At 59.9% G+C, this 13,023-nt stretch carries 9 protein-coding genes; 4 read left to right on the top strand and 5 right to left on the bottom strand.

Translation table 11 applies throughout. The features are described 5' to 3' along the window. Positions 1-371: 371 nt before the first annotated feature. From A5724_RS17235 to A5724_RS17245, 3 genes are all read right to left on the bottom strand, one after another. Positions 372-1,556 (bottom strand): hypothetical protein, encoded by a 1,185-nt coding sequence (locus A5724_RS17235; protein WP_156752327.1) that lies wholly within the window; start codon positions 1,554-1,556, stop codon positions 372-374. A gap of 104 nt (positions 1,557-1,660) precedes the next feature. Next, a complete protein-coding gene (locus A5724_RS17240) occupies positions 1,661-2,935 on the bottom strand; it encodes an O-antigen ligase (protein ID WP_082965095.1) in 1,275 nt (424 codons plus the stop codon). A gap of 120 nt (positions 2,936-3,055) precedes the next feature. Next, positions 3,056-4,039: an NAD-dependent epimerase/dehydratase family protein gene (locus tag A5724_RS17245; RefSeq protein WP_067804315.1), complete on the bottom strand. Its 984-nt coding sequence runs from the start codon at positions 4,037-4,039 to the stop codon at positions 3,056-3,058. Between the two features lie 765 nt (positions 4,040-4,804). Here A5724_RS17245 and A5724_RS17250 point away from each other — a divergent pair. The 4 genes from A5724_RS17250 (at position 4,805) to A5724_RS17265 (ending at position 8,075) form a co-directional block, all read left to right on the top strand. Further along, a complete protein-coding gene (locus tag A5724_RS17250; protein WP_067804318.1) occupies positions 4,805-5,503 on the top strand; it encodes an FkbM family methyltransferase in 699 nt (232 codons plus the stop codon). A 166-nt stretch (positions 5,504-5,669) separates the two neighbouring features. Then, positions 5,670-6,740, top strand: coding sequence for an NAD-dependent epimerase/dehydratase family protein (locus A5724_RS17255; RefSeq protein ID WP_067804321.1), 1,071 nt, complete (start codon positions 5,670-5,672; stop codon positions 6,738-6,740). A 32-nt stretch (positions 6,741-6,772) separates the two neighbouring features. Next, on the top strand, positions 6,773-7,543 hold the full coding sequence (locus tag A5724_RS17260; RefSeq protein ID WP_067804323.1) for a WecB/TagA/CpsF family glycosyltransferase: 771 nt from the start codon (positions 6,773-6,775) through the stop codon (positions 7,541-7,543). A 22-nt stretch (positions 7,544-7,565) separates the two neighbouring features. After that, positions 7,566-8,075: a low molecular weight phosphatase family protein gene (locus A5724_RS17265; RefSeq protein ID WP_369830646.1), complete on the top strand. Its 510-nt coding sequence runs from the start codon at positions 7,566-7,568 to the stop codon at positions 8,073-8,075. A 74-nt stretch (positions 8,076-8,149) separates the two neighbouring features. Here A5724_RS17265 and A5724_RS17270 read toward each other — a convergent pair whose 3' ends face one another. Together A5724_RS17270 and A5724_RS17275 are read right to left on the bottom strand one after the other, a co-directional pair. Next, on the bottom strand, positions 8,150-9,469 hold the full coding sequence (locus tag A5724_RS17270; RefSeq protein ID WP_255397283.1) for a sugar transferase: 1,320 nt from the start codon (positions 9,467-9,469) through the stop codon (positions 8,150-8,152). 174 nt (positions 9,470-9,643) lie between these two features. Then, the gene (locus tag A5724_RS17275; RefSeq protein ID WP_232004876.1) at positions 9,644-11,917 is read right to left on the bottom strand and encodes a nucleotide sugar dehydrogenase; all 2,274 of its coding nucleotides are present in this window, start codon (positions 11,915-11,917) and stop codon (positions 9,644-9,646) included. Positions 11,918-13,023 lie beyond the last annotated feature (1,106 nt).

A 13,023-nucleotide genomic window follows, 5' to 3' on the forward strand; every position in this document is an offset into this window, starting at 1 on the left:
CGTCTAGCTCGTCGTCATCAGCGCCCGCAACCGGCTCCACCGTGCAGACCGCCCCCTCAAATCCCCTTCGTCACGTTTAGTACCGCTGCCCGAACCGAGTTCGGGCGCCGCAATTACGCGGCCCCCGCACACCGCGTCGGGAGCGCAACCAGCCATAAATCACCGATCACGTGGTAGAGCAATGCCGAGGTGATCGTCGCCGTGCGGCCCTACCACTGAGGTCCGCCCGAGGTGTGCGGCCGGATCGGTGCCGGCGTGGGGCGATCGGTGACCTGCCAGATGCGTTCGGACAGCCCCGGGCTTCGTACCTCGAGGGCTTACTTCATCGAAGAACGCACCGGTCGGCAGTCGGCAATAACTGCGAACGCTGTTTAGGGATCGGCACCGCCCCGCGCACCCATGCGCCGAGCCTTCGCGTAACCGAGTGCCATCGCCGACAACGTCACGAGTGGGACTGTCGTCTCGATGATGAGGATGTTGTCTAGCGGTTGACGGAACCTAGTTCTGGTGAAGAAGACGGCCATCACGAATGCGTTGAGCACGAAGATACAGAGAAAGAATTTCTCTGTTCCGCTCAGAGGTCGCCGGAATCTCAACACGAGCCTTGCGGTGACGCCAGCAACAAGGAGTACGAACGACGCAATCGCAGCCCACTTCTCGGCGCGGCCGCCCTGTGACATCGTCGTCGGCTGGTTATAGGGCGAAAAATAATTCAGGGCCTTGCCAAAGTACAGCCGTACCGCAGCGCCCTTGTTGTCCGATATCCACTTTATTGCGAGCGAACGAAGGTAAGAATCCTTCTCGATTTCTCCCATACCGGAAGAACTACGCTTCGCAGCCTCCATGTCCACCGCTACACCGGACGACGGTGTCGCAGTTGGATTGTTACCGACGAATAGGTTCTGGCCGGCGCTGGCGCTAAATACCACCGGTGACCCAAGAACTATTTCATTTCGGACAGTCCAGGGCACGATTAATAGACCAGCGCACAACCCCGAAACAAGAAGCAGACGGATCCGGTTGCCGGGCTGCTGCCACCAAAACCATCCCAGGATCGCAAAAGCAGTAAATGCAAGAATCGGAACGGTCAGCATGATAACTGCTGTCAGAAGCCCCACCAACGCGCAGGAAGCAGTCGGCATCGCCGACTTATTCGACGGCGACTCTGCTCGAACGGCGATCGCCCACAACGTCAGAAATGCTGCCGTTGCCATGGCTTGCGGGTATAGCGTACTAGCAGTGTAGAGGTTCAACGGGTACAGCAGAACGAATACTCCTGCCATCGAACCCCAACGCGAATTTGTGAGACGGATTCCTATATAGGCCGCCGCAATAGCGGCACCGATCATGCACATCGCGGAAATGGCCGGCAAGCAGGCACCCGGCAGCCCGAGAGCTAATCCCGCAGCGAGTAGGACCGGCCACGCTGGAGGCCTGTACGCGGTTGCGGCTCCGTCAAGTTCGAAACCCCGACCGCGGACGAGGCTCTCGGCGATATCAAAGTACTGCTGTTCGTCGAGGTAGCGAAAGGGAGTACCCGTCTTGAGTGCGAACACGATTGTGACAATTGAAAGAATCGCCAGAATTACGCGCACAATTACGGGTGGCCGTAGCATCTTACGATTTGGTGCCCCGGTGTCTGTCATTGCCCCGGTGTCTGTCATGCCATGTACACGCGCTGATGACCTGGTGCGCGGCAAATCAGGACAATAAAGATGAGGCCGACGACCGGGAAAAGTGGCCGGTTCGGGAGAAGGGTCCAATTAACTTCGGTGGCTGATGCGGCGAGAAACGCGATCAGATATCCAAACAACGCAATTTGGTGAGGTGAATCGTCGTCAAACGCACGGGTTGAGCGCACCGCGGTCAGGAGAATTATCACCACCAGGCCAAGGCCTACCAGGCCGGATCGTACGAGCGAGTCGATGACGAGGTTATGCCCGTGGTTAAACGTCCAGGAAGCCGAATATGTTTTGAAGTGTGGTCCCACGAAGTGAACGCCCAGCCCGACCCATGGCGATTCTTTCCATAAGGTGAGACTCTCCGCCCAGGCGTACCCGCGGCCAACGAAAGCGTATTGATTCGAGGTCAGAAGCGGTAGCGCCACGACGGCCGCCGCGCAGCAACCGATCAGCACCGTACCCGCGCGACGAATAGAGATCTCCGATCGGAAGCGGCAAAATATCCACCACAGCACCAGGATCCCGGCCACAATCACCGCGGTTCGCGCCGACGAGGCCACAATTGTCGCGCACAATACGAATCTGTTGAGCATTCGCCACCGAACGTTGGTGACGAGCGGTGTCAAGGCAAGTGAAAACAAACAATAAAGACCTAGTACATTGCTCCCCCAGAACGGCCCGGCAAGCTCCCAATTCGCAATGAGCGCCTTTGCGGAATTCGGTCGATTCATATACTCGGGAAAGAGCAGGCCACCGATGATGGAGTAAATTCCGATCACGGAGGCGGTGATCGGCACCCATTTCAATCCGTCGACCGGTGCCGCGATACTCCAAACTGTCACGATCACCGCCACACCCAACGTGACCTTGACGAGATCCTCGATTTCGGGCAAGGTCGGGCTGATGATGTAGGGGCCCACCAGCGCGACCAGCAATATCAACGGCGCGGAAATGCTCCGGTCTGCGCGGCCGTGGCCCAGGACAATAAGGGAACACACCAACAACAGCGCCACCGCCGCTGTCGTGGCCAGCCCCCTCGTGAGTGAAACTTCTGCGAGCAAATCAGAATCTGACGTGACACGCGTGACATTCAGATTCTTCACCAGGTAAGGAAGTATCGCCATCACGACGAGCGCGAAGACCAACACAATGAACGCCCTCTGCTGGCCGCCGAATACCGCCGGTTGCGTATTGTCAGCAGGCGACAGTCCCGGCAAACGAGACGCCGCCAGACGATCGGACGGAGCAGACATTGCGTCGAATCCTAGTCCGTTAGCGAGCAAATCACTCCAACCCACCGTAGGTGAACGGCCTTGAGCTGAGACAACCCGACCAAAGATGTGGTACTTGACTCATTTTGGGCAACCGCGCTTTCACGTTTTGCCTACTGCCCCGCTGGACAACGACTCTCGCAGCCATGCGGTAAAACGAGCCAGTCCTTCATTGAGCCCGACGCGTGGTTCCCACCCCAGCAGTTCGCGCGATCGCGTGATATCGGCATAAGTTGCGGGAACGTCCCCGGGCTGCGCGGGGGCCGACACACGTATCGCCTTAATACCGAGCGCGGTCTCTAATCGATCGACCAGCTCGCTGGTCGTCACTGGGCGATGCCCCCCGACGTTAACCAGCGTGTAAGGCATGGACACATCGATCAACCTGACGATCGCATCGACGACATCGTCGACATAGGTGTAGTCGCGACTGCCCCGACCCTCATCGAACAACGTAATTGGTTGTCCGGCAACCATCTTGCGCGCAAACGAATTGATCGCCAAGTCGGGGCGCTGCCGTGGCCCGTACACGGTAAACAGTCGGGCGATAGCGACAGGGAGTCCAGTTGTTGAATAGTGCGCATACGCGAGCGCCTCGCCGGCAACCTTTGTCGCTCCATACGGTGAGAGTGGCCGTCCCTGCGCTTGGTCTTCACGAAACGGGCGCCGCTCGTCAGCTCCATACACGGAACTCGACGATGCGAACACGAGACGAGCTCCCGCCGCCTGGGCTGCAGCCAAAGTGTTCTGGAAGCCGCGAACATTGGTGTCGATGTACGCGTGTGGGTCAGCTATCGACGGACGCACCCCGGCACGTGCCGCCAACTCAACAATGACTTCTGGTCGTGCCCGATCCACCGCCGCGAGCAACGCATCGCGGTCTCGGGTGTCGACCCGAGTCAGTTTGAATGCCGGATTGGCCCTCGCCCGAGCGAGGTTGTCCTCCTTTATCGCGCTCGGGTAGAAGGGATCGAAACTGTCGACGGCAGTAACCGTCCAACCCTCTGCAAGCAGCCGTTCTACCAGCGTGCTGCCGATAAAGCCTGCTCCACCGGTGATGACAATGCGGCGTGTACCCGAGGTCACCCGCCCGCACCGATCCGTTCCATATCCAGGAGTCCTATCGAAATAGAGAGAGTCGAATAGATGTGTTGATGATAGGGGGTGAAATGATTAGAACCGGCGATTCCGCAAACAGAACCTTCCCAGATCCGGTCAGAATCTCAGCGATTCCACCCACGACCACAGCAAAGTCGTGATGTGAGCCGGAGCCCACGTTGCCCCTGTGATAGGGGGGACTTGTGTGGTTCTAGGGCGCGGTCATGTCGCCGGGATTGGGCGCGAGTTTCCCACCGGAAAGTCCCCAAAAGTCGCGCCGTACCCTCGGGAAGCGCCTCATATTCAGCGACGCGACGCAGCACACGACCTGCCACTCCATCGGCGTGGCAAGTCGAGGATCGACCGTGCCAAGCGCCCTCCGACCGCGGACTAAAACCCTTGCGGACTGTAGCGGTCACGCCGCGCGCCGCAGCTGAGCAGGCGGACTGGAAGAAAGCGGGGCACCACCTCTAAACGGTTTGCTAGTTCTTATCCTCTGTGGGCAGAGCTGCCTCCGGTCTCAATTCACCCGCGAAGGAACCGCACCCTTGACGAGGACGATCTTTTGGCTCTGGCCAGCCAATACTTTGCAGTCACGTGTTAGACTGCCGGCTTATGGGGCAGCTAACCACGCGACTCGGACGAGACGTCGAACAAGTTGCGCGAGCGCTTCTGCCCGAGGGCCTCAAGGTGGAGCTGCGACGACTACGCTTTGCTATTGGTGAACGCTCTTTTCGACCGTACACACAGGCAGTGACCATCGACGGATCGTCATTCGAATTCCACTTCGGCGATGTCATTGGGCACCGCTGGTATGGGGGCCCCTCGACACGCGAACTGAGCCACGAAAACGTGTTCATCAAGCGAATGATTGAGCCCGGTGACGTGGCATTCGACTGTGGCGCGCATCATGGGATGACGACGATCCTGCTCGGTCAGTGGGTGGGCAAAGGTGGAAAGGTCATCGCCTTCGAAGCGTCACCCCACAACGCGGCCATTCTCCGCAAAAACATCGAGCTCAATCACCTCTCGCACGTGCGTTGCGAAAACAAGGCCATTGCCGCGCACCCCGGCATCGTACGCATCACCGAAGAGTCCAACACCCGCGTGACCCCAGGCCAGCGGATCGGCAAGAGGGTCGAAGCGGTCCAAATCGACCAATACGTGGATGAGAAGCCCACCTTTCTGAAGCTCGACATCGAAGGCTTCGAGGTCGACGCTCTGAAAGGCGCCCAAGCTGTGCTGGCTTCGCGGCCCAAATTCATGATCGAGGTGCACACCAAGACGCTCGCAAACTTCGACACGAATGTGGAGCAACTTCTCTCCCTTATTGACCTCGATGCCTATGACATTTGGATTCAGTGGAACGATAACGAGCCACCAGTGCCTTATGACAAAACCGATCGCATCACCGATCGAGTGCACCTGTTCGGACTTCCGAAGGCGAACTAGCGTTACGATCCCAAGTCTCGCGGTGTTTGCCGGCTCATGCCGAAACACATGCGCGCTCAGCAGTCGGGACAGTCCATTTTCGCGGCGAATAATGGGCTTGAGCTCCAATGACGCCATAGCTTCCCGTAGACTCACGCCGTCGCATTACTAAGCGTATGGGGGGAACGTGAGCGTTGCGCTGGTGACAGGATCTGCGGGTCTGATCGGTTCCGAGGCGGCCCGGCATTTCGCCGGACTCGGACTAGACGTGGTCGGCATCGACAACGATATGCGCGGGTACTTCTTCGGCGACGACGGGTCCACCGCCAGGAGCCTGCAGCGGCTCACCTCCGACCTCGGCGGCGTCTACACCCACTTCGACACCGATATACGCGACCGGCACGGGCTTTCGCATATTTTCAAGAGATACGGCCGTGAGATTTCAATCGTGATTCACACGGCAGCGCAGCCCAGTCATGACTGGGCTGCGAAGGAGCCATTCACCGACTTCGACGTGAATGCCGTCGGAGCTCTCAACGTCCTGGAGAATAGTCGACTGCACTGCCCGGAGGCTGCGTTTATCTTCTGTTCTACCAACAAGGTTTACGGGGATCGGCCGAATTCGCTTCCGCTGCGGGAACTCGAGACGCGGTACGAGATCGAAACTGACCATCGCTACGAGCAAGGCATCAGCGAGGACATGTCGATCGATGATTGCCTGCACTCGATCTTCGGCGTTTCCAAGGTTGCAGCCGACGTGATGGTGCAGGAGTACGGGCGGTACTTCGGCATGAACACTGCATGCTTTCGTGGCGGAACGCTAACCGGCCCGGCTCATTCGGCCGCCGAACTGCATGGCTTCCTCGCGTACCTGATGCGCTGCGTGATGGAGGGCCGCACCTACAACCTGTACGGCTACAAGGGAAAAATGGTGCGGGACGCGATTCACTCGCACGATGTGCTGACCGCGTTCGAGGCCTACTTCCGCCAGCCACGGCAAGCTGAGGTGTACAACCTGGGGGGTGGCCGGTTCGCCAATGTCTCCCACATTGAGGCATTCCGACTGGCCGAAGAAATCACAGGCCGGGAGGCTGTGATCAACTACGTAGATCAGGCGCGCATCGGCGATCACCAATGGTGGATCAGCAGCATGGGGAAGTTCCAGTCGCACTATCCACAGTGGAGGCAACGCTACGATATCCCGACAATCCTTCGAGAGATTCACGACGCCAACGCGAACACCTGGGTTCCACAGTGATCGCGACGGGTAAGCGAAATGTATTGGGCGTCATGATCGATGTCGTCGACTACGAGGCTGCCGTCTCTCGTGTAGTTGCTGCCGCCCGCGACCGGCGGCCGTTCGCGCTGACGGCGCTCGCTGTGCACGGCGTCATGACAGGAGTACAGGACCGAGCCCACGCTGCCCGGCTCAACTCCTTCGACCTCGCCACGCCGGACGGGCAACCGGTTCGATGGGCGCTGAACCTCTTGCATCGGGCAAGACTCAACGATCGGGTATACGGCCCCACCCTGACGCAACTGGTGCTAGATCGGTGCTCCGCCGAAGGCCTTCCGGTATATCTGTACGGCTCAACAGAGGCCACCCTGGAGCGGTTGGAGGCCGCACTCACCGAGCAGCTACCGACGCTGAAAGTTGTTGGCAGCGAGCCTTCTAAATTCCGACTCGCCAGACTCGGTGAGCCGGAAGAGATAGCGAAGAGGATTCGCGACACAGGAGCCCGGTTGGTGCTTGTGGGCCTTGGCTGTCCGCGCCAAGAGCAGTTCGTCTATGCGATGCGGCCATTGGTGGATGCACCCTTGCTCGCAGTGGGAGCAGCATTCGACTATCACGCCGGTACGCTTCGTCGGCCTCCACCCCTGATGCAGCAGTACGGCCTGGAGTGGTTGTGGCGGCTGGCGCTGGAACCGCGGCGCCTGTGGCGGCGGTATGTCCTGCTCAATCCCGCTTACCTGGCCCGGCTCGGGGCCCAACTCGTGCATCTTCGACGGCCCAACCCTCCGGTTGCAGCCACCGAACCGCTGACCGAGTTCGCGGTCTAACGAGGAGCCTGCTCTGCAGTTACTGTTTGTTTGCACTGGAAACATTTGTCGGTCACCCATGGCAGAGCGGCTCGCCCTCGCCTACGTCGCTCGCTATGGGATTCAGAACCTCAAAGGGTCCAGTGCTGGGACCCATGCACTAAGCGGGCACCCGATTGAACGCAACGCGGCGCTCGTCCTTGAAGAGCTGGGCGGTGAGGCGTCAAACTTCGCCGCGCGGCGGCTCACGCCGAGAATTGCTGAAGAGGCCGATCTCGTTCTCACCATGACGAGGGCACACCGCGACACCGTGCTCGAACTTGCCCCACACCAACTTCGCAGAACCTTCACATTGAGCGAAGCCGCCCGACTTGCGACCGAATTCCGCGCGCGAAGCGTCGCCGACCTCGCGGCACTCCGTCCTCAGATGGCCGCGCACGGTGTGACGGATATTCCCGACCCGATCGGCAAGAACGCCGCAGTCTTCGCGGCGGTCGGCTCACAAATCGCCGACCTCTTGCCACCCATACTCCGCCTGTGCGCGGATGAATGATCTGTTCGAAATACTTTATCGTCGAACCATTTTCATCTCAGGGATGGAGTAAGCGCGGGATCGTAGCCTGACGCTCAGTAGGCGCCGCTGCCCCCGAACACAACTTTCGGCGTTTGTGCCATGATCCGAAGATCCCACATCAACGACCATGACCGGACGTACGCCGAGTCGAGGTGCTGGAGGTCGGCATAAGTCAAATCACTTCGGCCGCAAACTTGCCAAAGTCCTGTAATACCCGGGTTGACATCAAGGCGGGCAAGTGCGGCACCGTCGATGCGATTGGACTCCTCTGTCGGCAATGGTCGCGGACCAACCAACGACATCTCACCACGAATTACGTTGAGGAGCTGCGGTAACTCGTCGATGCTGGTTTTACGAATCAAGGCACCGACCCGGGTTACCCTAGGGTCCTTCTCCATCTTGAACAGCGGTCCGTCCGCCTCGTTGAATTGTGCGACGGTGTCGCGCTGACACCACGCGTCAGCGGTCATCGAGCGAAACTTGAATATCCGAAATGGTCTACCGGCGCAGCCGATTCGCTCCTGGCGGAAGAACACTGGACCCGGGGTATCCATTTTGATCGCCAGGGCAGTCATGAGTAGAACCGGGGCGGCAACCACAAGGGCACATGTAGCGAGCGTTATGTCCATGACTCGCTTTATAATTCGTTCGCTCGCCGCCAGCGAGCCCGTGGGCAAGTGCATTAGCGTGAGTCCGTGCAGCTCCTCGGCCTCAGTGCGCCAGTTGTGCAGTTCAAAATAGCGCGGGATCTCCGATACAGGCACCTGACCCTGTAGCTTGCGTAGCGCTTCAAGCACGATTGCGTCGCTGGTGTTCGGTAACGCGACGATGACCCGGTCAATTGCATAGTCGGCGCAGACGGCGGGCAGATCCGCAAGTCCGCCTAGGAGGCGGGTGCCTGGGGCCGCGTTATCGTCGACATGACCGACGAGAAGGGTATCGGGGCAGCGCTGCAACCTCGAAATTAGTCGATCCGAGATCGGTCCCGTTCCGATCACCAAAATACGGGTCACCGTGGGGTCGAACGCCCGAACGATCATCCTGCGTCCGAAAGGAACCAACACAATGGCGGGCAGGGTCATCGCGACTGCAGCCGTCAAAGTCATTCTTCCACCGCGAAGGATGAATGCGTCCACTGCGAGAGCTAATAGGACAGCGGTTGGAAGGCAGCGCGTGATCGTGCCGGGTCCCCACCACTCGCTCGGCCGGAGCCGCGACGCGGGCCGGCGGTATAACCCACGCACGTGCAACGCGGCGATCAGCGCGATCGTGACTACCGCAGCATCCCGGATCGTGAGGTTGCCCGCACGTACAGGGCTGAAAAGGCTGACGGTCACGGCACCCAAGGCTGCGGAAGCGGTTATCGTCGCCACGTCTGAGACCTCGAGTAGGTACCGATATCGTCGCCCCAGCGCAGGCGCGATTGATTGTGATTTGATGTCGATCTGAGCTCGTGGCGGCGTTAGCCTCTTGTGGCCAAACCGAGCACGAGTTACCGAAATCTGAGGTGTTGCTTCGATGGTCACGCTCTCCCCCAAGTCCCGCGTTTACCAGCCGAAGCCGATGAGTCGCAGTCCAGAACCCTCGAAGCTTGCTTCGGGCAAGCAATTCCGACCATCGAGGACAAGGTCGCCGCGCATGACACGGCGCAGTCCGGCAGTCTCAATGAGGCGGAACTCCGGCCACTCGGTTGTTACAACAACTGCGTCTGCCCTGTCGGCCGCATCGTAAGCATCGCGGGTCAGCCGGATAGCCTTGAACTCTTCGGGCAGCGCCTTCACGACCGGATCGAATGCAGATACTACGGCACCTGCGGCCAACAGCCGGCCAGCAATGTCAAGGGCCGGAGCGTCGCGTAGGTCGTCCGTCCCGGGCTTGAATGTCAACCCGAGAAGCGCGATTCGGCGGCCTTTCAACATGTGGAGCTCCCGCTGAAGCTTGCGCACCACGCTCGCCCGCTGAGCTCTGTTAATTTCTACCGTCGCCTGAAGCATCGAAGGTATGTAGCCGTACTCCCCACCAGTTGCGATCAGCGCCGCTACGTCCTTACCGAAGCAGGAACCACCCCACCCCACACCGGGGTTCAGGAAGGCGGTACCAACGCGGTGGTCGGCGCCGATAGCGGGGAGAACCTGGCGGACATCGGCGCCGAACAACTCGCACATCTGCGCCATCTCGTTCGCGAAACTGATTTTCGTCGCCAGGAATGCATTGGCCGCATACTTGATCATTTCGGCGGACGCCAGGTCCGTCGTGATCAGTGCAACCTCGAGACCTCGGCGGCCGCCTTTGAAGGATTGGTCCAGCACCGGCTGGTACAGCTCGGCGACGGAGCCGACGTCTGTCGCGGCGCCTCCCAGGACGATCCGATCCGGATAGAGGAAATCATTGATGGCGCAGCCCTCGCGAAGGAACTCGGGGTTGGAAACGACGTGGAACGCGACGTCGCGGTTTCCTTCCAGGGCATCTTCGAGAATCGTGCGTGTCCAGCCTCCTGAGCCGACGGGCACGGTCGATTTGTTGACAATGATCGCCTCCGCTCGCAGATATGGAGCCAAGGACTGGATTGCGGTCTGCAGCTGTGACAAGTCTGGCGAACCATCAGGACCGGGCGGCGTCCCCACGCAGAGGAAGACGAAGTCGGCATCAGACAAGGCCTCACTGGGCTGGTCCATGAACCGCAAGCGGCCGGTCAAAAGGGTTGACTTCAAGAGCTCCGGTAAGCCCGGCTCGTGGAAAGGCGCCTGCCCCTCATTTAGTTGCGCGGCGCGCACGGAATCGGTGTCGAGGCCACAGACCGAGTGACCCAGCGACGCCAAGCACGTCGCGGTTACCGCACCCACGTAACCGGTTCCGATGACCGCAACCCTATGCAGCGGCGGCCCTGGCTTAACTTCGACCTGTGTCCGAGTCGGCCCGGTTTCCTGGGTTGCGGGTTTACCGCGACCACGGAACCAGGCGATCGTGTCCAACAAACCGGTACGCACGTCGACTTTCGGTTCCCAATGAAGTTCGGTGCGCGCAAGCGTGATGTCAGGCCGGCGCTGCGACGGATCGTCTTTGGCGCGGTCGATGAATTGAATCGGCGAGTCTGACCCGGTGAGCTCGCGTATGAGTTTCGCTAACTCCAGGATGGTCATCTCATGTGGATTACCTATGTTGACTGGGCCGGACAGGTCGGAGAACAGCAGCAGTAGCGCTCCCTCGACGAGGTCGTCAACGTGGCACACGGATCGCGTCTGGCTCCCATCGCCCTGTACGGTGACGGGCGCGCCAGACAGGGCCTGGTTGATGAAGTTCGGAATTGCTCGACCGTCCTCGGGGCGCATCCGCCGGCCGTACGTATTGAAGATCCGCATGATCGCGGTGTCCACGCCATGCTTGATCCGATACGAAGTTGTCAATGCCTCTGCGAAACGCTTGGCCTCGTCGTAGCACGCTCGAGGGCCGACCGGATTGACATTCCCCCAGTACTTTTCAGGCTGGGGGTGGACAAGCGGGTCGCCGTATGACTCCGACGTTGACGCCAGTAGGTAGCGGGCGCCCTTCTTCTTCGCCAAGCCAAGGGTGTGCAGGGTGCCAAGCGACCCGGCCTTCATCGTCTCGATCGGAAGCTCGGCATAGTCGACGGGGGAAGCTGGCGAGGCGAAATGCAACACGAAATCCACGGGGCCGGGGATCGAAATGTAGTCACTAACGTCAAGGTGAAGCTCACTGAAACCTTGTCGGCCCTCGAGGTGGGCAACGTTCTCGGCCGAGCCAGTCACGTAGTTGTCCACGCACACGACATCGATGTCGAGCGCTAGCAGGCGTTCGGCCAAGTGAGAGCCAACGAACCCCGCTCCGCCCGTCAGTACAGCGCGTTGGCGCATGACCCCTCCGTATTTAGCGTCTCAAGCCGATCGCATCGAGATACGCAAGCTGATGTGGTTCCGCTCGGCTGTCGATCGCTGGCAGAGCGCGACATTGCGAAGCGCCAATGCATGGCGGGCCCCTGATACACGAAGCCATCGACGCCGCGTTTCAAGCCGTCACGCGACTCACGTGGCGCACCGATTTCGGACGCACCCCTACGTGCAAAGCACGGCTCTGACATCTCTACCCCCGGTTGTCGGACGGCGACAACTTTGCTGCTGAGACTTCAGGCTCCGCAGCCCCCCGGCCCTAGCCGTAGGCAAGCACGGCAATCGGCCAGCACAGTAGCCCGACGTCTCTAGCAAACCATAGTCTATTAACCACAACGACGCTAGGAATCAGGTGTTTCCCTATCGTTACCGAGCGATACGCGGTCTACCTCGCTATATATCTTTTGGGGCGATTCTGCCAATTCTCTTCGTGACCTTTGCTGAATCGACGACGTCGTACAAACGACCTACACGCGTGCCGGGATCAGCTACCATCGCGACGCCCATGCAGCGTCTGACAATTGATGAAGGTGTTCGAACGCCTCACCGCGTCTTCCCCGGACAACTGATTAGCTGGCTCGCGACGATCACAGACAACGTCCCTGCAACCGCCCGCCATGACGCGCCCGGCCGCCGGACGGGACGAGGCGATCGGGTTAACCCCAAGCCGGTCGGCGCCACTTAGGCCGTGTGTGGTGGACGCTAGGAGCCGATACCCGCATCTCGTGTGTCCGCAGCGAACGCTCAAGCATCGACATTGCGTGCCCGCTTTTGCGCCTCCCACTGGTCAGGACGACTGTCAGCCTCAGCGTGATGCCAAAACTGTATATACTCCAGCAAAACGCCGGAACCGCTCCGCGACGCGGAGAGGCAAGGACGCACGCGTTCGAGGGGGGCCTTGAGACAGCAACGTGCTCTCGATGATCACGGGCAATGGGCCAGTCCGGGGATTCCCTCGAAGTTGTACGGGGCTTCGCCTCGGCCCACAGGTAAGAAGGCCACCCACAGGGACCACGGCGATC

This window comes from Mycobacterium sp. ACS1612, from assembly GCF_001667505.1.
Taxonomy (GTDB): Bacteria; Actinomycetota; Actinomycetes; order Mycobacteriales; family Mycobacteriaceae; genus Mycobacterium.

Bases quoted from the DNA above. Each gene is read 5' to 3' on its own strand.
- A5724_RS17260 (WP_067804323.1), top strand. From the start codon at position 6,773: ATGATCGATGTCGTCGACTACGAGGCTGCCGTCTCTCGTGTAGTTGCT.
- A5724_RS17240 (WP_082965095.1), bottom strand. From the start codon at position 2,935: ATGTCTGCTCCGTCCGATCGTCTGGCGGCGTCTCGTTTGCCGGGACTG.